Consider the following 26,083-nt stretch of genomic DNA (forward strand, 5'->3'; position numbering starts at 1 on the left):
CCCGGCAAAAGCAGGAGATTGTACAAACCCGTTAATCGTCGCGATTAAGGGCTTCCAGTAATTCAATCTCGAAGTACAGATTACTGTTCGGAGGGATCTTTCCCACCTGCCTTTCGCCGTATGCCAGCTCTGCCGGTACCCACAACTTACGCGTTCCGCCAACCCGCATCCCCTGTAAGCCCTGAAACCACCCTTGAATCACCTTGTTTTTTGATAATACCGTTTGAAACGGACGGCCTTTTTCATAGGATGAATCAAACTCAGTGCCGTCATCCAAAAACCCGCGATAATGCGCAGTGATCAACGCACCTTTCTTCACCTCACAGCCCTCGCCCACAACAACGTCTTCAATTCGGATTTGCTCAGTCATGCTTATTCTCATTTATTCAATATTGGGCGCATGGTAACGCAGGTTTTAAGCTTGGGGAATCTGGCCGAGTGAGATATCGTTAGCAATTCTGTCCCTATTAATTCAACGAGAATAATCATGACCCGTTCATTGAATTTTACTGATTTCTCATTATTAGCGAGCAGATATGACAAAGCACATTAATATAGCCAGGTTCACATTAGGTTTAATGTGGATTTATCAGGGGCTGGTACCAAAGTTATTCACAATAGCACCACTGGAGTGGCAACTATCATCCAGCATTGGGCTCTCTGCTGACGCTACATTTTGGTTTATTAAGCTTGCAGGCGCAGGTGAAGTCATCTTCGGGTTACTGCTCATCAAATACTACCAGTCAAAACCCCTGTTAATGCTGAATATCCTGGCGTTAGCTGGCTTACTTCTTGTCAGCGCGGTGTTGCAGCCTTCGTTGCTTGTTGAAGCATTTAATCCGGTTACAACCAATATTCCCTGCATCGCATTGGGTGTATATCTGTTTTCAATAGAAACGACAAAGGCGTCTTTACAGCAATAAACAAATAAAAAAGGCCAGTTGCCTGGCCTTTTTACATGCACACTCTTTTTATATGAACACTAAGTTACAACCGTTATCACAGTATTAGTAGGTATAGCGAATACCAAACTTAAAGCGACGATCGTTCAGGAAGCTTGAGCGCATGTAACGCTGACCGCTTTGGTCAATTTGCGCCTCGGAGCTGCTCTTCTCGTCGAAGATGTTTGCACCGTTGAAGCTTAGCTGAACGTTGTCAGTCACATCATAGCGGAGTGACACATCAACAAAACTCGTTGGTCTTTGGAACAGAGGATCACCCGTAATCCAGTCACGGTAGTTATTCAGGTAGTGTGAGCGGTAGTTGTACGCAATACGTACCTCAAACTTATCATCCTGATAAATACCAATCAGGTTTGCCGTGTGGCGTGATTGCCCAACCAGATCAGAACGCCCGAAACGCAGGTTATTGGCAAATGAGCCTTCATCCGGCTGACCGTCATCATCGGCATCCAAAAATGCTGGCGGCGGTGTGGCCGACGCATCGATATAGGTATAGTTAGCCTGCACACCTAAATTAGACCAAATGCCCGGCAGGTCGTCGAAGAAGTCCTGATACGAGAACTCTATACCTCGAATTTCTGCATCAGCCTGGTTAACCGGCCCAACGTATTGATAGTTAACCGACTCGCCATCCAGCGTAATGGTATCCTGTACATCAACACCAAAGGTGATGATGTTTTTGAGATCCTTATTAAACACAGCCGCGCTGAAATATTCACCGTCTTCGAAGTACCATTCAAACGACAAGTCCCAATTTACCGCTTCTGTGGATTTAAGGTCAGGGTTACCACCGTTTACGTTAATTGAGCGCAGGAAGATATCTTCCGCTCCGCGCGCAATACCAAAGTTCGGATCATCCTCAGGCAGCGGGTCAAACTGCACAGTTGTGAATGCGCCAGACACCGTTTGCGCGGCTCTCAGATCCTGGATATTCGGACGCGTCACAGCTTTACTCACGCCAAAGCGCAGTAACATGTCGTCGTTTAAGTTCCACTTCACGTTCAATGAAGGCAGGAAATGATCGTCAGTTAAGTCAACTGTTCTGTCACTTGACGCCTGCTCCAAATACGCAACGGACTCCGGCAAAAAGTCAGCCGGATGGTCGCGATCTTCTGCGCTTTGTGGGTAATCAGGCAAGTCAACATCATCCGTGTCTTCCCAAACCTGATTGTATCTGAGCTCCCCATCAGACATCGATTGGGTGCGGGTATATCGCAGACCCACGTTACCTTCGATATCCATGCCATCACCCAACTGATGATAGAAATCCAATCGCACGTACAGGTTCAGTGTTTCTTCCGTAATATCGGAAATCTGATTTGGCTCATAAATTGGCGTATATTTGCCATCCTGGGTGCGTCTTTCAATGCCATTGGCCGAGTAAGGGTTCCAGGCACCATTCGCTAAGTCAGGCTCGTTCTGATAGAAATCGAAGAACTGGTGCGGATTGCGCAACAAGTTGGAATCCACAAAGACAAAGGAAGTGTTGTCTCCACCCAACACGCCGCCGCGGTAGAAGTTAGACATATCCACCACTTCATGGGCAACGGTATCGAAGTTATTGTACATAGCCATACCGCCATTCCACGCTTGTGATGCGGCCTGCCAGTTCATACCTGCGTCGCGATTGACCTGCTCGCGTTCAGAATAGCGCGCCCCAAACTTCACAGATTCAAACCACGAGTCGCCTTCAAACTGGTAGGTTGCATCAGCACGTACTGCGGTTAACTCACCTTCACCATCCTGGAAGCCATCAGAGATAAACGGCATAAACGTAGAGCCGGCGTCCGCGGTACTGGTTGGGTACTGCCAGGCATTTTGGTTATTGCCCTCATCAAAAATGAAGTCACCAATCGCTAAGCGCGGATCATGCGAGAATTCCAGATAAGGGTTGTCGAGATCCGGGCGGTAAAACGCCTGCACAAAGGTATTCGAACCAACCCATAACTCACGACGTTTCGAGTCAGCGGTTGTATGGTGAGCGTCAACTTCGACCATCCAGTTGTCCGTTGGACGCATTTTCAGGTTAAAGCTTAAATCGTCGGTCATTGATTCTTGCTGAATACCCACTCCCAGGTTACTCAACTGCAAACCGTATGCGCCATACCAGGAGTCGCCTGAATCGGTCAGCATACCTTGTTCCATCAGGCCACCGGTAACCGGCACGGTTTCATCACAGAAACCCACCGGGCTTTCGTTGTTACCGTTACAGCGCGCAATGCCGTCTGAAGTAAATGGCTTAACAACCAGCTCGCTTAATTCAAACCGGTTCCAGCTGTTGGCATCGGTAAAGGATTCTGTCGTACGCTCAACAGAGTTGCTGTCATTTTCTACGCGGATATATTTTACGGTTAATTCGGTATCGTTGTCAGGGCTGCGCCACTGACCAGCCACGTAAAAACTGTCTCGTGTTCTGTCTACCTGGTTGGTACGTAGCTGGAAACCCTGAGGCACAGCAACGACAGAGCCTGCTTCAGGAATATAATCCCCGGTAAACGCATCCTGAGGAATGTTGTCACGCGGGTTTGGTGCAGCGGTTTGGAAACCATGAATTTCAGAAGCCAGATCAGACGTTGAGAATGATCCCAACAAGCCGAACTCACCTTTAGAGTTCTTCCATCTGTCACCCGCGACAACGCTGAATGAAGGGCTCCACTCTTCGCGTAAGTCGGTGTAGGTAGTATCTGCACTAAAAATCAGAATCCGACCTTCACGGTCGAACGGTTCCAGTGTTCTTAAGTTAATTGAGCCACCGATACCACCTTCAATCAGGTCTGCAGATTGGTTTTTATAAACATCAACGCCGCCAATCAGCTCTGGCGGGATAGCAGACCAATCCAGTGCACGACCACCATTTGCACTGAATGCATCGCGGCCGTTAAATTCAGAGCGGACAAAACCCAAACCACGGATCAGGTTTCCTGAGCCTTCTGGTGAAGGAAAATCGTCGGCCCCTGCGGTAAATCGCGTAACCGTGATACCCGGTATACGCGCTAGTGCTTCTGCAACGGACAAATCCGGCAGTACGTTTGCATCTGTTGCAGTAATTGAATCAACGAAGGTTTTTGACGAGCGTTTCAGATCAGCGGCAGTTTCTAATGCGCCCCTTATACCCTTAACTTCAATGACCTCCGTTTCGTATTGTTCAGTCTCTTCCTCTTGTGTTGCAGGCGCTTCCTGAGCGTATGCCTGTTGTGTGAATCCCACAATTGCCATGGCAATTAAACTTTTCTTAAACTTTCCATCCGAACTTTTTTGTTGAGTGTGTCTCTTATCCATTTTCATCTCCATACACGCACCCGAGCTGAACTTATTGTTATTTTATTCCGTGCAATTCACTTCAATGTAAGCGCTTTCAAAACAGTGCTAAAAAAAAGCGCTAGACGCTCACAACTCCGAAGCAAATATTTATGTATAAAACTGACAAAACAATGTAACAATTTTTATACATTTTTTTACCATATTATTTTCAAGGTTATTTTTCAAGCAAATTTTATTTTAATAAAAGCCAGTATTTTTGTTTGATTGAATTACGCTAACTGATTGATACAAAGATAAAGAATCACTTAATTGAGCTTTATCTTCCCATCCACAGCTTTTTGCAAGAAATCAGAAATCCGCACGATCTCTTCACGGGCATCACAGTTGTAGCAGCGTTTTAAGATACTGTTGATTGCCTCTAAATGGCCTTCAGCGCCCGATTTGTCCTGGCGTAACAGCTTCATTAAAGCCAGCCGATAATGGGCATCGTATTGAATCTGACTTAAAGCAACAGCGCGCTCAAAGCTTGCTTCCGCGTCTTCTGCCCGACCAAGCTGCAACTGAGACATCCCAGCCATGTAGATTTGAAAAGCGCGATTTTCGCAGGTGTTTTCACGCACTTTGTCTTCGGCTTTTTGGGTTTTAGCGGCAATTGCATTCATTGAGGAATTTCCTTCCACTCTGGCTGCGTTTGAGTCAGTCATGGAGCTTCCGGTGTTAACACCTCCCCCATTGACTTCCTGGCTAATTTGAGACTCTCTTACCCCTTCAATAAACGCCTGTCGATTGCGCTCTACTCTGAGTGCACAACGTTCATTTTCTTTAAACTTAATTTCTGCCAATTCAAAATTACCGGCATTAAAAGCCTGCATGGCTGCATCGCCGGCTCTGGCTGTGACAGTGATATTTTCAATGTCTTCATCGTTATTATTGGTTTGAGGATCGTCCTGAACAGCAGCAAATAGCGGCCCGCTACATAGCGTACCGACTGCCATTAAGCCGATTAAATAATGACGTGTTTTTACCCTTTGACTTCGCATTCTGTGGTCCCTCGATTAGATTAACTGAATGACATTGAACGGCATGCCAGTAACTTTCCACCGCCATTAATAACAATTAATTAACTTTTCGCCAACAGTAAAATGGGGAATAAATAAAAAGGACTTGCCGAGGCAAGTCCTTTTCCTGAAGGACACGGTTAACTTCGCAGCCTAAAATACGCCAATACGTTACTCACACGAAGCAAAGCTTCACGGCCATGCCGGTGAGAATCAACGCAATGGCACTATCGAAAACCCGCCAGCGAAACGGTGAACTGAGTAAGGTTTTCAATTTTGGCGAAAACGCTGTCAAAGCACCAAACCACATTACGGAAGCAGTACAAGCTCCCACTGCAAACAAAGCCGGGTTAGTTTGCTGAGCGCCGATAGAACCAAGTAACACAACGGTATCCAAATATACGTGTGGATTAAGCAAGCTGATTGCCAGCGCAGCCATTACTGTTCTCCACCAATGCTGAGGCTTTACCTGCTCAGTACGCAAACCCGATTTACTTTTTATGGCCCGGTAACCCGCCTGCCATGCCAGATACAGCAACATAGCCACGCCGCCGCCGGTTAGCCAGGGCAGCAGAAAAGGAGCAACTTCGGTAAGTCGGTTCGCCGCAAACACGCCAATGACAATTAACGCGGCATCGCACAGCATGCAGGTTAATGCGATGGCGAGTCGATTTGCCCCCGCCATACATTGGCTCAGCACCCACACATTTTGTGCGCCAATTGCCACAATTAAACTCAACCCCAACAACACACCTGCTATAAAAGACATGACCACCCCCGTCGTAATTTGGTTTGCATTTTACGTATCAGGTGTTATTAATCTAATGAATAATATTCTTTACACATGCACAAAACTCATGATTGATTACGCACAACTGCACGCCCTGTCTGCGGTGATTAACGAAGGTGGATTTGAACGTGCCGCCCGCAAGCTGTTTATTACCCAATCTGCGGTAAGCCGGCGCATTCAGCAGTTAGAATCGCAGTTGGGCGAGCCGGTTTTGCTAAGACAACAACCGCCCAAACCTACCGCCACTGGCACGCGCTTGCTGAATCACCTGCAACAGGTACTGCAACTGGAATACGGCCTGGGTATTAACGCATTGCAATTCGATAGCGATCCACAAAAACCACTGATTGTTCGGCTTGCAGCTAACTCAGACTCCATTGCCACCTGGTTGCCTGAAGCACTGGTAACAGCCAACAATGAAATCAACGCACGTTTACAATTTGAGATCGTGCTGCAGGACCAAACGGTTGTACTGAATCGTATGAAATCCGGTGAAGTTATGGTGTGTATAGCCTCTACCGCAGAGCCGGTAAACGGTGGGTTAGTGAGTTATTTAGGCGCGTTGCGATATCGCGCGGTTGCCAGCCCGGCGTTTGTAGCAGCTCATGACATTCAGTCGGTAGCAGATTTGGCAGACGCCCCGTGTTTAGTGTTTGATGAGCACGACAAGCTTCAGCATGAGTTTTTAACCGATATCGTTAAAGCCACGCCAAAACGCATACACCTGTGCCCGTCTTCGGAGGGATTCAGGCAGTCAGTAGTAGCAGGGTTAGGTTACGGATTGTTGCCAGAGCTACAAATCGGCGATGGCATAGCACGTGGAGAAATGGTGGATTTAGCGCCTCACTACACACTCGACACCCCCCTTTACTGGCATTACTGGCAAACCGAGAGCCCGTTATTAGCGAGCTTACGGGCCCATGCCCTGAACGTGGCAAAACGTCGGTTAATTCAGCCGGGTGTCTCTTAATTTCAGCCGCTCGTAATTTCAGCCGTTTACTTTGGGAATTTGCTCATTCAGCTTTTGCAGCATAACAATGAGTTGCTCTCGTTCATCCACGGACAACACATCAAGTAATCTTGCTTCTCTGGCGAGCGCGACATCTAAAATAGCGTCGTGTTTTTCTCGCCCGACAGCCGATAGATTTATCAGAATCTGACGGGCATCTTTGTCGCTTTTTTCTAACGTGATCAACGCTGCGCTATCCAGGCTTTTGATGGCGCGGCTCACTGCCGCTTTGTCCAGTCCGATAACCTTACATACCCGATTAGCGGTAATTGCAGGCTCTACCGCCAGTAACGCCATAACCCGCCATTCGACCACCCCCACACCAAATTCACTGCGATAGTGCTGAGACGCGCCGCTTGATAATTTATTGGCCAAATACGTAATCAAGGCGGGTACATAACGTTCTAAGTCCAGCTGTTTGTTTTTATTTCGGTTTTGTTCAGACATGAAGGGTATTGGAAAGCTAAAAAACTCATCTTAACGGCAATTCTGGCTATTGAGTAGCCCCAATATAGTTGACATATCAACTATATTAACATTTAATATTTGTTAATGATTAGTTAAACCAAGAAGCCTTTATGCTCGATGTTAATCTTCAGGCCATAACGCCGTTATCCGAATCGGTGCTCAAGCTTACCTTCACAGATCCGGCAAACCAGCCTTTGCCGGCCTTTGAAGCAGGCGCCCATATTGATGTTCGTGTAAATGATGCCATTACGCGCCAGTATTCCCTGTGTAGTTCTCCGTCTGAGCGCTATGCGTATAGTGTTGCCGTGCTTCGAGACCCGAATTCTCGCGGTGGCTCTGCGGCAATCCACGCTTCTTTTCAGCCTGGTCAGCGTGTTCAAATCTCCGCGCCCAGAAACCTGTTTGCCCTGAACCCGGAAGATGCAAAAACCGTGTTGGTAGCTGGCGGCATCGGTATTACCCCCATTATGTCGATGGCACATACTTTGGCAGAACAAGGCAAGGAATTTACCTTGCTGTATGTCAACAAGCCCGACCAGCGCGTTGCGTTTGACACTGAACTACAACATGGTTTTTTTGCTGATCGCGTACGGATACTTCAGCCAGACAACCGCGAACAAGTCAAAGCGTGGTTGGCACAGAACATCGGTGAATATGCCGCGCTAAGCGGGTTATATACCTGTGGCCCAAACAGCTTTATGGAGATAGTTTTTTCCATCGCCAATGAACTTAACTGGCCGGCAAACGCATTGCATCAGGAGCGCTTCGGCCTGGAGCAAGCGGATACCGATGGAGACAAGCCCTTTGAGCTGATCCTAAAACGCGCTGGTGTCAGCATACCGGTAAAAGCAGACCAAACCGCACTTGAAGCACTGGATGACGCCGGTATAGAGGTCGATGCCAGCTGTGAACAGGGCGTATGTGGCACCTGTTTACTGAACGTCCTGGATGGTGAAGTTGACCACCGCGATGGCTATCTCACCGAACAGGAAAAGTCGCAACACAATCAGTTTACCCCCTGCTGTTCACGTGCTGTTTCGGCATCGCTGACACTGGATTTATAACCCTACACCCGAGATATAACCCATGACCGTACAACAATTTTCCCCAACTGAAGCGTCGCCAACCCCGACAAAAAGCACAGCAGGCACACGCCACAACTTCCCTCTGGATATGTGGTATGTTGCCGCGTTAAGCAGTGAATTGACCGACAAGCCACTGGGCCGAACGCTGTTGAATGAGCCCGTAGTGCTATTTCGCACTGCCGACGGAGCGGTAAACGCGTTAGAAGACCGCTGCTGTCACCGGTTTTTACCCTTGTCTGCAGGTACACTGGAAGACAACGGCGTACGCTGTGGTTACCATGGTTTGTTGTTTAACGGCGACGGTAAAGTCATCGAAATCCCAGGACAGGAAAAAGTCCCTTCGCGAGCGAAAGTACAGCGCTATGTCGTTAAAGAACAAGACGCACTGATCTGGATCTGGTTTGGCAACGAGGTAAATAGCGAACCCACCTGTGAACCACCGCACTACCCGGTTCACAATAATCCCGCTTACCATTACAGCGGTGATGTATTCCACTACAACGCGCCCTATCAGTTAGTCCATGATAATTTATTGGATCTGAGCCATTTAGGTTACGTGCACCTTAAAACCATTGGTGGTAATGCCAGTATTCACATGAATGCGCAAATGGATGTCACTCAGGATGGCAACAGCGTGAAAGTCGTGCGGCATATGCTGAATTCAACGCCACCACCGACATACAGTGCCGCTTACCCGTTCAGTGGCAAGATAGACCGCTGGCAGGAAATCGTATTTCACCCCTCACATCTGGAAATCTGGACAGGCGCGGTGGAACAAGGCAGCGAACCGGTTGATTCACCGGACCGTGGCGGCTTTCACATGCGCGGTTTTCACGGGCTAACGCCTGAAACCGACGAAAGCTGCTTTTACCTGTGGACCATGGCCAGCAACCCTACTCAAAACGTGGAAGACACCATGAAAAAGGTGTTCGACCAAACGGCCTTTACCTTCGACGAAGACAAAGTAGTGATTGAAGCCCAGTACGAAAATATGAAGCGCTTTAACGGCAAGAAGATGATTGATATTCACGTGGATGTGGGCGCAAACCGGGCCCGCCGTATTATTGAATCATTGAAACAGGCGTAAATATCATAAACCCATAAACAAACAGCCCGTTCCGGGCTGTTTGTTTCATTTAATGCTCACTTATTTTTCATAAGTCGCAATGGCCTGCTTCACCATGGCCGCATACTGCGGATCTGCTTGTTCGTACTGAGCCAGCATGCGTTGCTGCACATCGTCGGTACACTGGTGTAGCCCGGCTGCGATATTGTGAACCAACTGTCCTTTCTGACACGGGCTCATCAGCCTGAACAAATCACCCGCCTGTGAGAAGTTGTCGTCATCACGGTTGTCGTGAATACCCAACCAAGCGTCCTGTTCAAGCGGCATGGGTGGCTCGGCCACGTCCGGCACTTCTGCGGGGGCACCCTGTTCAGCACGGTCATTCGGATAGAAGTTAGCCCCGCTTCCTGCAACCGCCGGATTGATACCTGCAAACGCGCCATCACGCTGGTAGTGATGTACCGGACAACGCGGCGCATTCACCGGAATTTGATTATAGTTCGCTCCCATGCGGTAGCGCTGCGCATCCTGGTATGCAATCAACCGGGCTTGCAACATACGGTCTGGCGACGCGCCAATTCCCGGCACCAAATTGCTCGGCGCGAATGCGGCCTGTTCGTTTTCCGCAAAGAAATTATCCACGTTGCGATTCAGTTCAAGCTGGCCAATTTCAATCAGCGGGAAGTCACTGTGCGGCCACACTTTGGTAACGTCAAACGGGTTAATGTAGTAATCCTGCGCCTGTGCTTCGGTCATGATTTGCACCTTCACCGTCCAGCTAGGGAAGTCACCCTTATCGATGCTTTCCACCAGATCCTGCTGCGCACCAAAGGCGGGCTTAGTGGCCGCTTCTTCGTTAGTCAGAGTTTGAATGCCCTGGTTGGTTTTAAAGTGCCATTTAACCCAGTAACGTTCGCCGTTATCGTTCCAGAAGCTCAATGTGTGTGAGCTATAGCCGTTAACGTGGCGATACGAGGCCGGAATGCCGCGGTCCGACATCAGAATAGTGGCCTGATGCAGCGACTGTGGGTTGTTCGCCCAAAACTCATACACGGCCTGTGGATCCGGCAGGTTGGTACGCGGGTTTTTCTTTTGCGAATGAATGAAGTCAGGGAATTTAATGCCATCACGCAGGAAGAACACCGGCGTGTTGTTGCCCACCATGTCCCAGTTACCTTGCTGGGTATAAAACTTCACAGCAAAACCTCTGGGATCACGGGCGTAGTCGCTGGAGTCCTGACCACCGCCGACGGTAGAAAAGCGCAAAAATACCGGCGTTTGCTGACCTTCAGTTTGCAGGAAATCAGCGATAGTGTAATCACTCAGACTTTTGGTTAGCGTGAAAGTACCGTACGCGGCACTCCCGCGAGCATGCACAACACGCTCTGGAATACGTTCACGGTTAAAGTGAGCCAACTTTTCAAACAGGTAATGATTGTCGAACGTCACCGGGCCACGGGCACCGGCTGTGCGGCTTTGATTGTCGTGCGCAACTGGCGCACCTGAACTGGTAGTTAATGGGCAACGTTTTGTCATGATAGTTCCTCCAATTGGTTTTATGAATTAAAAACCATTTATTTGATGGAAGTATCCTAACAACAATCACTAATTAGATATATCGATATATATCAATCATGCTAATCAGTTTTTGGAATCACTCTATATCGACCAACCGCACGTCGACAATCATCACTGCATTCGGCCCGATTGCGCCGCTGTTACCCCGTTTACCCCAAGCCAGTTCCGGCGGGATCACGAACTCATAGCGCGCGCCTACTGACATCATCGGCAAGGCTTCCTGAAGCCCTTCAATGGCTTCGCTAATCGCAAAGTCTTCGGGTAAGCCCTTCTTGTAGGTGTCGTCGATAACCGTACCGTCGCCCAGCATAATGCGCTGATGTACCTTAACCCGATGATGCGGACCAGGCTGTTCACCTTGCGCATCGTCAATAATGCGGTAAATCAGCCCCGATGCGGTTTCGGTGGTATCGGGGCGTTGACGGTATTTCGCTAACACTTCCTGGGTCAGATTACGGTTACTTCCCCGGGAGCCTTTTGCTTGTTTCTTTTGTTTTGCCATTACTATTAAATTTGCTTATTTTAGTTTGGATCTTTCAGCAAGCGTATCCCATAAATACCACCAGCAACAGAGCCAGAGGCTGCACTAAAGCGCAGTGTAAGCACGTTTGCCTTGCGCATGGCCGGACTTAACGGGTAATCCACCGTGTAAAAATCCGTCTCAGGTTCACCAACCGGTAGCGATACATCTGCTAATAGCTCGTTGTTCAGTGAAATCGAGAACTGTCTGCCTACGTCACCTTTGAAGTACGTGATCCGCAATACGCCAGCCTCAAGGGCTTTATTGCTTAAACGGTATTCAAAGAAGCCAGTGGCGTCGCGCCAGTGCATGCCGTTGTTCACCCCGGCACGTGTTTGTTCGCCACGGAAGTCATGCTCTACTTCTGGCTGTTGCTCTCCAGGCGTAATGGCATCTACTGTCATGGCTTTTAGTGCGGCCAGTTCAGCCGCTTTTGCATTAGCACTTTTTACGTAATCATCGAACGCGGTTTCCGGCATTTGCGGCCAGTACACCTGATAACGGGCGTCGTGCAAACGGAAGAAGGGAATAAGGCGCGTAACGGCGTTTTGATCAACCGGATTCGCAATAGCCACGTTACCACTGGCAACAAAAGACAATGACGTTGGATCGGGGCGTTGGAGCTGTTGCAAGAATGCGTCGGGCTCACCCAGCATAATAGGCAACGCCTCAGGCGGGCATACAGGTCCAGCGGCAATGTGACCCATGCGGCTGTCGTCAGCCACAAAGTTCAGCGTTTCATTTTCAAATGCGGTAACAGGCGTCGCCATGACGACGGGCCCATACATTACGGAATAGTAGTCCTGACCATCCGGTAACTGCTCAGTGGTGAGCGTTGGGTTTAATTTGAAAGTTACTGTGTCACCCATGTTCCAGTCTCGCGTTACTTGCCAGTAACCGTTTGTGAGTACAGCACTCACTGGTTGGCCATTAACGCTAATCGCTAACTCGCCTTCTGACCAGCCGGGTTGACGCAGGTTAAGCGTAAATGGCGTGTCATCGCGTTCAGTATTCACCGTTAAAATCACCGCGTTATTGTCGGGGAAGGCGGTTCGCTGAGTAACGGTAACGCCGGTTTCCGGCCAGTGTAATGAGGCTGGCATAAACAGGTTTACCCATAGCTCGTCGTTTGAGTGAGTAAACGCTAACTCTCCATACTTACTATGGTTTTCAATACCTGATCCGACACAACACCACATAGAGTCATGTACTGAGGAATACATGCGGTAATGACCCGGACGCATGGATGTAAAGTACACCAGGCCACCGTGCTGCGGGTGCTGGCTAGATAGAATGTGGTTGTATGTGGCGCGCTCATAAAAGTCCAGATAGCGAGCATCACCCGTGCGAAGAAACAGCATTTTGCTGAGCTTCATCATGTTGTAGGTGTTACAGGTTTCCGGCCCTTCTATGTCTTCCACCATAGGGGTGAAATCGTTGTCATCGTGGAAGTGTTCACGCACACTGTTGCCCCCCATACTCACGCTGCGATGCTGACTCACGGTATCCCAGAAGAACGTCGCTGCTTTTTCCCAGGCGGCGTCATCGTTCAGCTCTGCGACACGCAGGGCACCAATGATTTTTGGAATTTGTGTGTTGGCGTGCAAACCGGTCAGTTGATCCTGACCTGCAATTAACGGTTGAATGATTTTCTGATGAGTAAACTGCTGGCCTAGTTTCAGATAACGCGGGTCGTTGAAAATAGCGGCCATATCGGCAAACACTTCATTGAGTCCGCCGTGCTCTGAGTACAGCATCTGCTGAAATTGCTCATCCGTAAGATTAGCCGTGGTGTCGAGTATCCATTCACCCAACGAACTTAACATAGCTTTTGCCAAGGGCTGATGCGCTATCTCATAAGCATCGCGTAATCCGTGAAAAATCTTGTCAATATTGTATAGCGGTACCCAACGGTCGTTCAGACTGAACAAATCCGCTTTGATTTCGCCGGCTTTAATTTGCGCCCACATAGCCTGACTGTTTGGAATACCGCCAAGATACCCGCCCGTCGCTTGTTGGGCGCGGTGCAGTTCATTGAGCATATATTGCAAACGCTGCAACAGCGCTTCATCACCCGTTGACGCATACGCCAGACTCAATGCACTTAAATAGTGACCGCCGATATGGCCGTCCAACCCGGAATTTTCCCAGTTGCCGTAGGAATCTTCTTTCGGTGTCAGGCCTGCCTCACGTAAATAGGGCGCAAGCAACCTGTCTGGCTCCATGGCGAGCAAGTAGCTGACATTAGTGTGCATTGCATGGGCAAAAGGCCCATCGGTTATGCGTACCTGAGACAGGTCGAATAATTTGCCTACCGGCATAGTATGGTGGGCGGCAGCTGAGCTTGCCTGCTCAGCAGTGACTTGCGCTTGGGGATTGGCGCTATCAGCAGTACATGCCGACAATGTCGGCAGCAGGGCGCTGGCGCAAAACGCCAGACACCATTTTTTAAAGACAGGATTCATCATAGCGTTTTGCTTATTGTTGTGTGTTTATGGCTGGCCGGGCTTTCCGAAAATCGGCATGCCGTTCTCGTCCCACTTCAGGTGTTTCACAAACGTATGGCGGTCTGGGTTCCACAGCGGGTCGCCTTCGATTTCAGTGTACTGACGGCAGTGATACACCAGCACGTCATTGCCATCCTGATCAACGGTAAAGCTGTTGTGGCCCGGACCGAACATTTCTTTAGGCTCGTTTGTCAGGAACACAGGCTCCTGCGACTTAGTCCAGCTGGCAGGGTCCATGAGATCGCTGTCCAGGTCGGCGTACAACAAACCCATGGCGTAGTTTTCGTCGGTGGCGCTGGCGGAATAGGTCATGAAGATCTTGCCGTTACGCTTAATGACGTTCGGCCCTTCGTTCACCCAAAAACCAATGATTTCCCACGGCAACTCAGGCACAGTTAATCGTGCGATATCACCGGTAATTTTGGTTGGGGTTTCCATCTTCGCCAGATACAGATTTGAGTTGCCGCGGATACCCGGCTCTTTCTGCGCCCAGCAATAGTACAACTCGTCGTTGTGATAGAAGGTGGTGGCGTCAAGACAGAAGGTATCCCATGGCGTTTCAATCTGACCACAGAATTCCCATTCGCCGTCTACCGGGTTGGCGGCGTCACACTTGATGGCGTACATCCGGTGCTGGAACAGATCATCCTTGATTTCACGGCTCGGGGCGGCGGCGAAATACACATACCACGCGCCTTCGTTGAAATGGATCTCGGGTGCCCAGATAAGCTCACTGTAGGGGCCGGTGTCGGGCTTAGTCCAAACCATACGCGTCGGCGCTTGCGCCAGGCCTTCGATTGTTTCTGCACGGCGTAACTCAATTCCATCGTAGGCAGGGACTGACGCAGTAAAGTAATAAAAACCATCAGTGTGCTTGAAAATAAACGGGTCAGCGCGTTGAGGGATCAACGGCTCATTGGTATTCATCATGACTGAACTCCACGTGTCATGTTAGAGGTAGAAGGCACGGTGTCGCTTGCGGTTGATTCCGCCTTAGCCGTTGCTGCACGGTTGTCTGCAACCACTTTGGCAAGCTTTGCATATTCGTCGTCGGTGATCACATAGCGATTCATCAGCCAGCCCACCAGATAATGGAAGAAGCCTGAAATCACTGTTAGCATCAGCACAATACCGGTAAGCGTGAATTCGCTTTGCTCTGTGCCCGGCGTGTATTCAAAATACGCCAGCAGCCAGCCAACCAAGGCTCCAGCCACACCCATTCCGGCTTTTTGACAGAATGAGATACCACCGAATGCCAGACCGGCCACGCGCTTACCTTCTTTGCTTTCACCATAGTCAACCACTTCTGCAATGGCAGACCAGAAAATAGGGGCGTGTAAATCCACTACAAAGCTGATGAGGAAGAACAGTACAAATGCCAACACCACATCTTGCGGACCAACCGCGAAATACATGATCACAGATAGCAGACCGACTGCCATCTGACTAAAGCGGAACAGTTTTACCTTGCAGTAACGTTTCGTGATCCACGTTGAGGCAATCATGGCGAGAATGGCCGCGCCCACGCCAGTTGATAAGAACAATGACTGCATGCCCGAGTCGCCGCCCAGGTAATATTTAGCGTAATACAAGGCTACCGAACCGCGAACCACATAACCGATAGTTCCCAGTACACACACGCCACATAGGATCAGCCACTGGTCGTTCTTGAACAATAACGAGAGCTGCTCTTTTAATGGCTTTTCTTCAACTTCGTGCTCAAGTCGCTCGGTGGTGGCAAAGAAGCAGAACAGGAACATCACTACAGCCAGCGCAGCCATTAGGCCCATAGCCGCCTGATAGCCGGCCGCCCGATCGCCGTTCCACATATCCGCGCCCGCCATCCAGGGCACAATAATAGTTACCAGAAATGCCGCGACTTTAGCGAAGAACAAGCGATAACCGTTTGCCGATAGCTTTTCTTTCGGATCAGCGGTCATAACGCCAATCAGTGATATATAAGGAATGGTCACCGCGGTAAACATCAGCGTGACAAAAATATAGGTTGAGTACGCCCAGACAAGCTTGGCGTTGTAGTCGACGTCTGGCGTGCTGAATGTCAGGAACACGGAAATACCAAACGGTACCGACAAAAACAGGAAGTAAGGACGATATCTACCCCATCGGCTGGTGTAGCGGTCGGTCACCATACCCATGAGAGGGTCACTGATGGCATCGAGGATGCGGACCAACAAAAACATTAAAGCCATGTCAGATGGCTTTAGTCCGAATATATCTGTGTAAAAGAAGGTGATGATCAACATCATCGAGGAGATCACCACATTGACTGCCATATCCCCGGCGCCAAATCCGACTTTCTCTAACCGTGTTAACTTCTGCGAAACCATACCGCGCTTCCGACTGAATACCTGCCAAAGCAGGTAATTATGAATGGATACCGAGCCTGTACATTAGCCCTGTGTTAACGACATTTGCAAACCAAATGTTAATAGCAAATATACTATTATCATACTTTTAAAATAACAAGTATTTTGTCGCAAATACTCATCTGGCCGCTGATTTTTAAAGCACTTTTAAATAGAAAAAGCCCGGCAAGCCGGGCTGTCTTTCACGATTTATTCACACTGAATTACATGCTGTAGCGCATACCCAGTGCAAAGGTTCTGCTGATAATAGCACTACCAAAGTTATTGGTGGTTGGGTATTGGTAATAACTCTGATATACCTCATCAGTCAGGTTCGTTGCGTCAAACGTCAGCATCAGGTTTTCGCTCACGTCGTAACTCATCTGGAAGTTCAGACTCTGCTCCGGACGACGATACACGCCCAACGGGTTAGCAAAAATCGCTGCTTCGTAGTTATTCAGGAAGTCATCACGCCATACATAAGACAAACGCATGTCGAAATCTTCTTTTTCGTACACAGCAACCACACTATAAGACTTGTCAGAAACTGCAAACATGCTGCGAGACAGTACGCGAGACACGAAAATGTCGCCGTTTTCATCTACGTCAAATTCCGGGATATCCTGCTCTGAATCAAGTAACGTGTAGCTAGCTTGTACACCCAGGCCATCCAGCACGTCTGGCAAGTCTTCCGGGAAGTAAACCAGACCTAATTCCCAACCGTTCAGCTTACCGTCAGACGCATTACCCGGCTGAGTAATAACATAACCCGTTGGCTCTTCGTCTTCAGGCCCTTGCAGCGTTACTTTGCGCTTGGAGTCAAAAACGAAACCTTCGATATCACGTTGGAACCAGGCTGCATAAACTGAACTCTGTGGCGAGAAATACCACTCAACCGAGATATCCAGGTTGGTTGATTCAACCGGGCCCAGATCCGGGTTACCCTGACCGGCCGTTTTCAGCTCAAGTCCTGTCAGGTTAGAACCGTAAGAAATCGTCGGGTTAAGAGCAGCGAAATCCGGACGACGCACAGTTTCGGTATACGCAAAGCGAGTAATAATGTCGTCAGCCAGGTGATAACGCACAACAAAACTTGGCAATACTGAAGTGCTTGAGCCTTCGCCCTCTGATACAAGGTCGCCATCGTAGAAAGTCATTTCGCGGTCGGCTCTTTCTACACGTACACCAAACTGGCCGTCAAGAATCTTACCGCCGACTTCCATAGCGAAGTCTGCTTCTACATAGGCTTCTTTAGACACTTCTTCAATTTCAAAATTAATGCCTGGGGCCTGGTCGGTTACATCGTCATAGCCGTGTAATGCACGAATTTCCTGACGATTCTGTGCGATGTATTTAGCGTTCACCGCTGCCCAGGTACCCGGGAAGTTTGCACGGCCGTCAAAGAAGTCGCTGTTTATGTAAGTGAAGCCATCATCAAACTCTGTCAACGACATTGCAACATTACCACCAGCACCCAGGTAATCGTAATCTTCCGCTGTGCGCTTGTCGTAGCGCAAACCATATTTCAACTTTTCAATTGGACCCAAGTTAACAAACTGTTCAGTATCCACTTTAAAGGTCAGTGCATCACCTTCACCACGGTATGAGTTGTCAAACAGCCCATCCGTTTGCCATAGCGCACGGTTAGTCAGATCTGACTCGTCAATGGCCGTATTCGGATTATCAATCACTTCCAGTGAAGGAATGCCACCGCCTGCGTTAAAGTCAAAGTTCAGAGTCCCCGTCAGGTGCTGAGGTACACCACGCATGGCGAAGAACATATTTGAGTATTCACTGGTTTGGTAAATCAGTTCAGATTTAACCTGAATGTCATCAGTTAAATACCAGCTTCCACCCAATGCATAAAGGAAACCGTCTGTTTTTCCGGTGAAGTAGTCGCCACTGGTAAAGTTATTTCCAATGTTTTGCGAATCCATTGCTGAGCCAGCTTTTACGATGTTAGTTCCGCCAAACAAGTAAAGCGGTGTGCTTGGATCCAGTAAATAGGTATGCTCAACGTTTTTGAAGAACATAGTGGTTTGGTCGTCCGTGCGGAAGCCGTTGTAAAACGCTTCAAACAGATATTCTGACCAGTCGTTTGGTGCCCATTGCAATGACACACTCACAGCCGGACGCTCGCGATCACCGTACTTGTCGATACCAAAAATAGCATCACGGGAAAGGTAATATTCTGCGTCTACACCGTTAATATCCAGTGTTGAACCCGCGGCGAAGGGCAGGCCTTCTTCCAGACCTGGCGTCCAGAACTCAGAAGAGATACGCGTCAGCATATCGTAACCTTCCGGGGGGTTCTTCGTGAAATAAGGTAGCATGGCACCCGCGGTAATGCTCTGGTCACGGAAACGCGTTCTGGCATAAGCCACGTTCACCAGCGCACCGACTTCACCGAAGTCAGTTTCCCAGCGGTCACTCATTAACAGGCTCACGTTCGGATCGTAGTAATCAGCCTGTTCCTGTTCAATCGCACGTGCAGCCAGCACCACCTTGGAGTCTTCAAAGTCAAACGGACGCTGTGTTTTAACGTCAATTTGCCCAGCCAGACCGCTACCCAACTGTGACGCTGAGCGGGTTTTATAAACGTTTGCACTTTGCAGTAATGCCGCTGGGATATCTGCTAACGCAATGGAGCGACCTGTAGACGTAAAGATATTCCGCCCGTTTACCGTGGTTGTTACGTCGGTCAAACCGCGGATTGATACCGTATTTACCTCACCAGACGCACGGTCAGTTACCTGTACACCCGTAACACGCTGAAGCGCTTCTACTACGTTATTGTCTGGGAATTTACCGATGTCTTCAGCCACAATAGCGTCAACAATTTGCATGTTCTGACGCTTAATATTAATAGCTTTATTTAAACTGGCGCGAATACCAGATACCTCAATGACCTCAACTTCTTGTGAGGCATCTTCCTGGGTGGTATCTGCTTCCTGAGCCTGCAGCAATGTACTGTTAAGTGCCAGTACAACTGCGGTTGCTAAATGTGTTCTCTTAAACATACGGTAAACCTCCATTACTGGGAGCGGTTAATACTCCAGGCAGTAACCTAGTAAGTGCGTTAACTGCAAAATAAAAAGATTGTTATTTTTCGTAACCGAACGATAAATTATCGGTAGATATTATTGTATGATTTAATTGGTGTCAACAAAGTCTGTTAAAACTATTAACAATTCTTAACAAATCCACTTAACACAGCTTATAGTTTAACAAAAATTGAATTTATAATTGACAAATAACCATTAAAAACAGTTATTTATGTGTTTTATTTATATTTTACAGCATATTATATTTAACAACAGATTTACATAGTCCCATGTAGGTGATATGTTATATTGATAATACAATATTACTTTGATGAGGTTTAACCATGAAATGGAACAAAGTGTTGTTAGCCGTAAGTATTTCTGCCGCATTGGGCGGATGCGGAGACGGAACACAACAAAAAGTTGAAGGTATTGTACAGGCACCTGATAACACGGCGCCTGTTAGTATAGCTGACCCTGTATTCCCAACAGAAGTAACTTTTACTGATGCAGGCGTACACGACCCTTCTGTTATTCGTCTTGATGACGGTACTTTTTACGTTTTCGGTTCACACATGGCTTATGCCAGTTCCACCGACCTGGTCAACTGGACTCAGTTAAACCCCGCAGCAGCAGACAATGCTGCCGCAGCGGCTGACACACCGCTCTTTAATACCTACGGCTCAGAAGTCGCTGAGGGTATTGACTGGGTAGGCGGTTGGGTTGGCTCATGGGCCTCAGATGTTATTCAGCTGGCAGACGGCCGCTACTACTTTTATTACAACCATTGCGCGTTACCAGAAAATGGTGAGTGTGTATCCCGTTCTTATTTAGGCGTCGCGGTATCAGATGATGTTGAAGGCCCATATGAAGATTTAGGTCTGATTGTTACCAGTGGTCATGTAGGTGATGAAAACCCGGGTATCAACGGCGAAAACTACGATGGCAATATTCATCCGAATGCTATCGACCCGGACGTATTCTTTGATAAAGAAGGCCGCTTGTGGATGGTTTACGGCTCTTATTCCGGCGGTATCTGGATCATGGAAATGGATCCTCAAACCGGTAAAGCATTACCTGATCAGGGTTACGGCACCAAGTTGATGGGCGGTTTCTACAGCGCCATCGAAGGGCCAAATATGCTGTACAGCCCGGAGTCTGATTATTATTACCTGTTTACCTCGTTTGGTGGCTTCAATAACGCTGATGGTTACAACATGCGTATCGCACGCTCGCGTAATCCGGACGGTCCGTTTGAAGACATCAAGGGTCAGGATATGATCGGTGCCGCAGGCGCATGGTCAGCTATCGAAGGTTACGGTAACAAGATCATGGGTGGTCACCTGTACGATGTAAACCCTGGTGAAGCAGGTTCAGACCACGGCTATATGTCACCTGGCCACAACTCGGTTTACTTCGACGAATCAACCGGTCAGTATTTTGTGATTTTCCATACCCGCTTCCCGGGTACTGGCGAAATCCATAACGTCCGTGTTCACGAGATGTTCGTCAACGAAGACGGCTGGATGGTGGTTGCGCCGCATCGATACGTACCGGTTCAGGAAGGCGACAATATCGCCGACGAAACCGACCTGATCGGCACATTTAGAGTCATTAACCACGAAACCGACATTGCTCGCGAAGCCAAAATTTCCAGCTACATGACGTTGGAAGATTACAACGTCATAAGCGGCGACTTCAGCGGTAAATGGTACTACGAAGCAGACAACACCGTTCGCTTGTACATCGACGGATTGGGCACCTATAAAGGTGTTTCTTCCTGGCAGTACAACGATAACATGGGTCAGTTTGTTCCAACCTTTACTGCGGTAGGTGAAGATGGCTCTTCATTGTGGGGCAGCAAAACCTCGACTACAGATGAAGGCACAGCGCTGACCAACACGCTGGCAGCCATCAACTTCCCGGAGCAGACAACCTTCAACCTTGACTTGCCAGCGGTCGGCGCAAATGGCGCAGCCATTACCTGGACCTCAAGTCACCCTGATTACATCGAAGTAAAAGGTACGCCGGAACAGCCTAATGCCAGCTACACTGGCACGGTATCACGTCCGAATGTAGGTAACGACGACGCTACCGTTACATTGACTGCAAGCGCAACACTGAACGGTGTTACGCAGACACAAAGCTATGAAGTAGTGGTACCGGCTCGCGTCGCGTACAACCGCGTGGCACACTTTAGTTTCGACAGTGACTTAAGCGACGGCATCGGTAACTACAGCGCTGCAACTGAAACGGGTATCCGCCCGGACAGCACAGATGGCACTGTTACCTTTGCCGCTGGCCAAAATGGTCAGGCAGCCGTACTGGATGGAACCAACGGTATTCGCTTGCCTGACGGCATCATCGATTCCTATGATTACACAGTGTCCATGTGGCTGAACGCCTCGCAAACTACCATCTTTACGCCGGCATTATTTGGTGATGCCGGGGCGAATGGCTGGATCAACCTGGCGCCGCACAGTTGGGATGGCAACATCATGCTGTGGAGTAACTCAGCACTGAAAGGCGCTAACCCATGGTTTGATGGTATTACTGGCGTTCCTATGCCACTGAATACCTGGACCCACGTTGCGTTCTCGGTAAACAAAGGCATTGTTAAAGTGTTCGTAGACGGTGTGCAAACTACTGAAATTGGCGGCTTACCGGACATCTTTACGGGCCAGAATGCGACATTTACCCTGGGTACGAACCCATTTGATATCCCGTTTGTAGGTATGATTGACGACGTTAAGTTCTACGACACTGCATTAACTGCAGGTGAAGTGAAGAACCTGGACGTTACCCCACTAAGTACCTCGGAATTGCTGGCATCTGCACAAGAACTGCTCGATTTGGGTGATATCAGCGCAGTGGTTTCTGACCTGCCAATGACGGTATCAGGCCCTTATGCCTCTGCAATCAGCTGGGAGTCCTCGAACCCTGCTGTGGTAAGTACTAAGGGTGTGGTGACACGTCCGGCCAACGGTGAAGACGATGCAGTTGTTACATTAACAGCAACAATCACACTGGAAGGTTCATCGGTAACCAAAACGTTTGAAGCAACAGTACGTGCACTTGGTCTGCCGGATCCAGTGGTTCACTACAGCTTCGATAACGAAGACTTAACCGATGCTACTGGTAACTTCGACGCGGGTACAACGACAGGCGCATTGCTAACGGAAGCTGGCGGTGCAGCAGTGTACGCAGACGGTATTGCTGGTAAAGCGCTAGATTTGGACGGTACGTACGGTGTGCAGTTGCCAGACAACCTGATTGGTGACAACACTTATGCGATTTCCGTGTGGTTTAACCCGGATTCACTGGCCCTTTATTCGCCCGTGTTCTTCGGCTACGCCAACACCGACAGCTGGATCAGTATGATTCCAGGTGGTCACCACGGTGCAAGTAACGCAATGGTGTGGTCTGGTACAGCATGGTATGACGCCTTTACTGACCAGGTACTTGAGACTGGTTCCTGGTATCACATGGTTATGGTGAACAACCAGGGCGACATGACGATTTACATCAACGGTGAAGAGGGCTTCAGTGGCGCAGGCTTCCCGGATGTATTCTCGCCAGTGTCAGTAACGTCATTCTCGTTAGGTGCAAACTTCTGGGATGCCGCGTTTAACGGCCAACTGGATGAGGTGTACGTATTCGACGATGCACTGACCGCCACCGATGTAATGCAAATTTACAATGCGCAAAAGCCCGAATAGGCGCGCATTACGCTAATAACCTAACCGGCACTTCGGTGCCGGTTTTTTCGTTTTCTCTGTTTTTTAATTTAAGGATTATTATGCGACAAATCAGTTTAGCATTGGCCATGGTTGCCTTGACTGGCTGCTCGGGCGAATCTGAGGTAAATACCCCGGCCCCGACTACAGCGCTGGAAGCCAATAACCCCCTGTTTACCGATGTTTTTACTGCCGACCCTGCAGCGTTAGTACATAACGATACAGTCTATCTGTATACCGGTCACGATGAAGCGCCCAACAACGACGTGTTCTTCCAAATGCATGACTGGCTGGTATTCAGCTCTACCGACATGGTGAACTGGGAAGCCCATGGCCCTATCATGAAGGCCACCGATTTCGCATGGGCGAAAGGTGATGCCTGGGCAGCACACATGGTAGAAAAAGACGGTACCTTTTACTTCTACACCACCGTTCGTCATAAAGACGACAAGCCAGGATTCGCCATTGGTGTCGCAACGTCAGACTCGCCTACCGGTCCGTTTAAAGACGCCATCGGCAAGGCATTGATCACCGATGATATGACCAAGCATACGCCAAACGACTGGGATGACATCGACCCCGCCATTTTCATTGAGGAAAATGGTGATACCTATATGTTTTTTGGTAATTTAGTTCCCAAGTACGTGAAGCTTAAAGACAATATGATTGAGCTTGACGGTGAGATTAAGGTACTCGATTTACCCAATTACACCGAAGCGTCGTGGGTACATAAAAAGGGCGATAATTATTACCTCAGCTATGCCTGTGAATTCCCGGAAAAGATTTGTTATGCCATGAGTAAGAGTATTCATGGCCCATGGGAATACAAAGGCATTCTGAACGAGATCGCGGGTAACACAGAAACCAATCACCAGTCGATCATCGAGTTTAAAGGTAAAGATTACTTCATCTATCACACAGGTGCAGTGCCGCCTATCGATGGTAAACCCAGTGGCGGCCGCTTCCGCCGTTCAGTTGCCATAGACCCGCTTTATTACAACGAAGATGGCACGCTTAAACGCGTCGTCATGACAACGGAAGGTATTCAGCCTTAAGGAGTTACATCATGAAAAGCAAATTGCTGGTAGCCACGTTATTCGGCGTTGGTTTGTCATTCGGCTGCGTGTCGGAACAACACGACGTCACCCTCACTGCGAACCTGAAAGAAACAGGCCCGCTGTTACACAAAGACATCTACGGGCAATTTGCCGAGCACCTTGGCCGGGGTATTTATGAAGGGATTTATGTAGGACCCGACTCTGATATTCCCAACACCAAGGGGTTTCGCAATGATGTACTCAATGCATTAAGAGCAATAAAAGTACCGCTGGTGCGCTGGCCCGGCGGCTGCTTTGCTGACGAATACCACTGGCGCGACGGCATCGGCGATCCAGATAAACGCCCGGTTAAAGTAAATACCCACTGGGGCGGTGTGGAAGAAACCAACGCAGTAGGCACCCACGAAATCTTCGATTTCATTGAACTGCTGGGCGCAGATGCCTACATCAACGGCAATCTGGGCAGCGGCAGCGTGCGTGAGATGGCGGAGTGGGTCGAATACATGACCTCCGACAAAAACTCCACACTGGCCAATGAGCGCCGTAAAAACGGCCGTGAAGAACCCTGGGATATCGCCTATTTCGGCATCGGTAATGAGAGCTGGGGCTGCGGCGGTCACATGAGCCCGGAGTACTATGTCGATTTGTACAATCAGTACGCCACATTCATCAAAACACCACCGGGTAAAAAACCGAAGTTGGTTGGCAGTGGCGGTCACACTGAAGACACAGAATGGACAGATGTACTGAGTGCGAATATCGAACGCAATATGAGCGGTATCAGCTACCACTTCTACACCTTGCCTAACAGTGACTGGCAGAACAAAGGTCATGCTACTGAGTTCAACAATGACGATTGGTTTGCCACAATGGAACGCACCTATCGCATGGACGACTACCTGAAAGCTAACATTGCAAAGCTGGATAAAAATGACCCGGAAGGCAAAATTGGTCTTTACGTGGATGAATGGGGCACCTGGTATGATCCGGAACCTGGTCGTGAGCCCGGCTTTCTATATCAGCAAAATACCTTGCGCGACGCGGTTGTGACTGCAGTTAACTTTAACCTGTTTAACAAATACGCCGAACGCGTCCACATGACCAACATTGCGCAAATGGTTAACGTATTGCAGGCCATGGTGCTCACTGACGGTGCAGATATGCTGGTTACCCCGACCTACCACGTGTTTGGTATGTACAAGGTATTCCAGGATGCAACCGCTATTCCGTTTACCATCGACAGTGATGTGTATCAGCACGGCGAAAAGCAACTTCCCGCAGTAACTGCGTCTTTGGCGAAAGGCACAGATGGCCATGTGTATTTGGCACTGGTGAACTTGGATCCGGAGAACGAAGCGAGTATTGCACTTAACTTCAGCAACGCTAACTTCAGCAAGTTAACCGGTGAACTGTTGACCCATGACGCGATGACAGCCAAAAACACCTTTGAGCACAAAGAGGTCGTAAAGCCTGTTTCATTCAGTGCCTCGCTAAGTGACTTAACCCTACCTGCAAAATCGGTATTGGTGGGTCGCCTGCAGTAATCGGCTACACTTTGGTTTCGAGCAGAAACG

Annotated in this window: 18 protein-coding genes; 7 read left to right on the forward strand and 11 right to left on the reverse strand. The window is 48.9% G+C overall.

The window, feature by feature from the left end:
- Positions 1-31: 31 nt before the first annotated feature.
- A complete protein-coding gene (locus tag BUB81_RS01490; RefSeq protein WP_073317161.1) occupies positions 32-370 on the reverse strand; it encodes an FKBP-type peptidyl-prolyl cis-trans isomerase in 339 nt (112 codons plus the stop codon).
- Between the two features lie 166 nt (positions 371-536).
- Here BUB81_RS01490 and BUB81_RS01495 point away from each other — a divergent pair, with 166 nt between their 5' ends.
- A complete protein-coding gene (locus BUB81_RS01495) occupies positions 537-923 on the forward strand; it encodes a DoxX-like family protein (RefSeq protein WP_073317165.1) in 387 nt (128 codons plus the stop codon).
- 84 nt (positions 924-1,007) lie between these two features.
- On the opposite strand, the gene BUB81_RS01500 is transcribed toward BUB81_RS01495, so the two are convergent.
- The 3 genes from BUB81_RS01500 to BUB81_RS01510 form a co-directional block, all read right to left on the reverse strand.
- The gene (locus tag BUB81_RS01500; RefSeq protein WP_073317168.1) at positions 1,008-4,241 is read right to left on the reverse strand and encodes a TonB-dependent receptor; all 3,234 of its coding nucleotides are present in this window, start codon (positions 4,239-4,241) and stop codon (positions 1,008-1,010) included.
- Between the two features lie 287 nt (positions 4,242-4,528).
- Complete coding sequence (locus BUB81_RS01505; RefSeq protein WP_073317171.1) at positions 4,529-5,263, reverse strand: tetratricopeptide repeat protein; 735 nt, start codon at positions 5,261-5,263, stop codon at positions 4,529-4,531.
- Between the two features lie 193 nt (positions 5,264-5,456).
- Entirely contained in the window at positions 5,457-6,050 is a 594-nt protein-coding gene (locus BUB81_RS01510; RefSeq protein ID WP_073317174.1) for a LysE/ArgO family amino acid transporter, read from the reverse strand.
- 55 nt (positions 6,051-6,105) lie between these two features.
- On the opposite strand from BUB81_RS01510, the gene BUB81_RS01515 reads away from it, so the two are divergent.
- Positions 6,106-7,041, forward strand: a complete 936-nt coding sequence (locus BUB81_RS01515; protein ID WP_245819096.1) for a LysR family transcriptional regulator ArgP — start codon at positions 6,106-6,108, stop codon at positions 7,039-7,041.
- An 18-nt stretch (positions 7,042-7,059) separates the two neighbouring features.
- Here the strand turns inward: BUB81_RS01515 and BUB81_RS01520 are convergent, their stop codons facing one another.
- Complete coding sequence (locus BUB81_RS01520; RefSeq protein WP_073317177.1) at positions 7,060-7,527, reverse strand: MarR family winged helix-turn-helix transcriptional regulator; 468 nt, start codon at positions 7,525-7,527, stop codon at positions 7,060-7,062.
- A gap of 131 nt (positions 7,528-7,658) precedes the next feature.
- Here BUB81_RS01520 and BUB81_RS01525 point away from each other — a divergent pair, with 131 nt between their 5' ends.
- Together BUB81_RS01525 and BUB81_RS01530 are read left to right on the forward strand one after the other, a co-directional pair.
- Positions 7,659-8,612 (forward strand): PDR/VanB family oxidoreductase, encoded by a 954-nt coding sequence (locus tag BUB81_RS01525; RefSeq protein ID WP_073317180.1) that lies wholly within the window; start codon positions 7,659-7,661, stop codon positions 8,610-8,612.
- A 22-nt stretch (positions 8,613-8,634) separates the two neighbouring features.
- Complete coding sequence (locus BUB81_RS01530) at positions 8,635-9,720, forward strand: aromatic ring-hydroxylating oxygenase subunit alpha (protein ID WP_073317183.1); 1,086 nt, start codon at positions 8,635-8,637, stop codon at positions 9,718-9,720.
- Between the two features lie 60 nt (positions 9,721-9,780).
- On the opposite strand, the gene BUB81_RS01535 is transcribed toward BUB81_RS01530, so the two are convergent.
- The 6 genes from BUB81_RS01535 to BUB81_RS01560 form a co-directional block, all read right to left on the reverse strand.
- The gene (locus BUB81_RS01535; RefSeq protein ID WP_073317186.1) at positions 9,781-11,235 is read right to left on the reverse strand and encodes a catalase; all 1,455 of its coding nucleotides are present in this window, start codon (positions 11,233-11,235) and stop codon (positions 9,781-9,783) included.
- Positions 11,236-11,353: 118 nt separating this feature from the next.
- Positions 11,354-11,779: an FKBP-type peptidyl-prolyl cis-trans isomerase gene (locus BUB81_RS01540; protein ID WP_073317189.1), complete on the reverse strand. Its 426-nt coding sequence runs from the start codon at positions 11,777-11,779 to the stop codon at positions 11,354-11,356.
- A gap of 20 nt (positions 11,780-11,799) precedes the next feature.
- Positions 11,800-14,265 (reverse strand): glycoside hydrolase family 127 protein, encoded by a 2,466-nt coding sequence (locus BUB81_RS01545; RefSeq protein WP_073317192.1) that lies wholly within the window; start codon positions 14,263-14,265, stop codon positions 11,800-11,802.
- Positions 14,266-14,289: 24 nt separating this feature from the next.
- Positions 14,290-15,231, reverse strand: a complete 942-nt coding sequence (locus BUB81_RS01550; protein ID WP_175555762.1) for a glycoside hydrolase family 43 protein — start codon at positions 15,229-15,231, stop codon at positions 14,290-14,292.
- Positions 15,231-16,652: an MFS transporter gene (locus BUB81_RS01555; protein ID WP_073317198.1), complete on the reverse strand. Its 1,422-nt coding sequence runs from the start codon at positions 16,650-16,652 to the stop codon at positions 15,231-15,233. Before BUB81_RS01555 ends, BUB81_RS01550 begins: the two co-directional genes overlap by 1 nt.
- A gap of 242 nt (positions 16,653-16,894) precedes the next feature.
- Positions 16,895-19,690, reverse strand: a complete 2,796-nt coding sequence (locus BUB81_RS01560) for a TonB-dependent receptor (protein WP_073318602.1) — start codon at positions 19,688-19,690, stop codon at positions 16,895-16,897.
- 368 nt (positions 19,691-20,058) lie between these two features.
- On the opposite strand from BUB81_RS01560, the gene BUB81_RS01565 reads away from it, so the two are divergent.
- The 3 genes from BUB81_RS01565 (at position 20,059) to BUB81_RS01575 (ending at position 26,053) form a co-directional block, all read left to right on the forward strand.
- Entirely contained in the window at positions 20,059-23,433 is a 3,375-nt protein-coding gene (locus BUB81_RS01565; RefSeq protein WP_073317201.1) for a LamG-like jellyroll fold domain-containing protein, read from the forward strand.
- A 107-nt stretch (positions 23,434-23,540) separates the two neighbouring features.
- On the forward strand, positions 23,541-24,506 hold the full coding sequence (locus tag BUB81_RS01570; protein WP_217653444.1) for a glycoside hydrolase family 43 protein: 966 nt from the start codon (positions 23,541-23,543) through the stop codon (positions 24,504-24,506).
- Between the two features lie 11 nt (positions 24,507-24,517).
- Positions 24,518-26,053 (forward strand): alpha-N-arabinofuranosidase, encoded by a 1,536-nt coding sequence (locus BUB81_RS01575; protein WP_073317205.1) that lies wholly within the window; start codon positions 24,518-24,520, stop codon positions 26,051-26,053.
- The last annotated feature ends 30 nt before the right edge of the window (positions 26,054-26,083 follow it).

The sequence above is a fragment of the Marisediminitalea aggregata genome (assembly GCF_900129565.1).
Taxonomy (GTDB): Bacteria; Pseudomonadota; Gammaproteobacteria; order Enterobacterales; family Alteromonadaceae; genus Alteromonas; species Alteromonas aggregata.

What these genes read in the sequence shown, in the direction of transcription:
- BUB81_RS01490 (WP_073317161.1), bottom strand. Translation starts at nt 370, where the DNA reads ATGACTGAGCAAATCCGAATTGAAGACGTTGTTGTGGGCGAGGGCTGT.
- BUB81_RS01495 (WP_073317165.1), top strand. Translation starts at nt 537, where the DNA reads ATGACAAAGCACATTAATATAGCCAGGTTCACATTAGGTTTAATGTGG.
- BUB81_RS01500 (WP_073317168.1), bottom strand. Translation starts at nt 4,241, where the DNA reads ATGGATAAGAGACACACTCAACAAAAAAGTTCGGATGGAAAGTTTAAG.
- BUB81_RS01505 (WP_073317171.1), bottom strand. Translation starts at nt 5,263, where the DNA reads ATGCGAAGTCAAAGGGTAAAAACACGTCATTATTTAATCGGCTTAATG.
- BUB81_RS01510 (WP_073317174.1), bottom strand. Translation starts at nt 6,050, where the DNA reads ATGTCTTTTATAGCAGGTGTGTTGTTGGGGTTGAGTTTAATTGTGGCA.
- BUB81_RS01515 (WP_245819096.1), top strand. Translation starts at nt 6,106, where the DNA reads ATGAATAATATTCTTTACACATGCACAAAACTCATGATTGATTACGCA.
- BUB81_RS01520 (WP_073317177.1), bottom strand. Translation starts at nt 7,527, where the DNA reads ATGTCTGAACAAAACCGAAATAAAAACAAACAGCTGGACTTAGAACGT.
- BUB81_RS01525 (WP_073317180.1), top strand. Translation starts at nt 7,659, where the DNA reads ATGCTCGATGTTAATCTTCAGGCCATAACGCCGTTATCCGAATCGGTG.
- BUB81_RS01530 (WP_073317183.1), top strand. Translation starts at nt 8,635, where the DNA reads ATGACCGTACAACAATTTTCCCCAACTGAAGCGTCGCCAACCCCGACA.
- BUB81_RS01535 (WP_073317186.1), bottom strand. Translation starts at nt 11,235, where the DNA reads ATGACAAAACGTTGCCCATTAACTACCAGTTCAGGTGCGCCAGTTGCG.
- BUB81_RS01540 (WP_073317189.1), bottom strand. Translation starts at nt 11,779, where the DNA reads ATGGCAAAACAAAAGAAACAAGCAAAAGGCTCCCGGGGAAGTAACCGT.
- BUB81_RS01545 (WP_073317192.1), bottom strand. Translation starts at nt 14,265, where the DNA reads ATGATGAATCCTGTCTTTAAAAAATGGTGTCTGGCGTTTTGCGCCAGC.
- BUB81_RS01550 (WP_175555762.1), bottom strand. Translation starts at nt 15,231, where the DNA reads ATGAATACCAATGAGCCGTTGATCCCTCAACGCGCTGACCCGTTTATT.
- BUB81_RS01555 (WP_073317198.1), bottom strand. Translation starts at nt 16,652, where the DNA reads ATGGTTTCGCAGAAGTTAACACGGTTAGAGAAAGTCGGATTTGGCGCC.
- BUB81_RS01560 (WP_073318602.1), bottom strand. Translation starts at nt 19,690, where the DNA reads ATGTTTAAGAGAACACATTTAGCAACCGCAGTTGTACTGGCACTTAAC.
- BUB81_RS01565 (WP_073317201.1), top strand. Translation starts at nt 20,059, where the DNA reads ATGAAATGGAACAAAGTGTTGTTAGCCGTAAGTATTTCTGCCGCATTG.
- BUB81_RS01570 (WP_217653444.1), top strand. Translation starts at nt 23,541, where the DNA reads ATGGTTGCCTTGACTGGCTGCTCGGGCGAATCTGAGGTAAATACCCCG.
- BUB81_RS01575 (WP_073317205.1), top strand. Translation starts at nt 24,518, where the DNA reads ATGAAAAGCAAATTGCTGGTAGCCACGTTATTCGGCGTTGGTTTGTCA.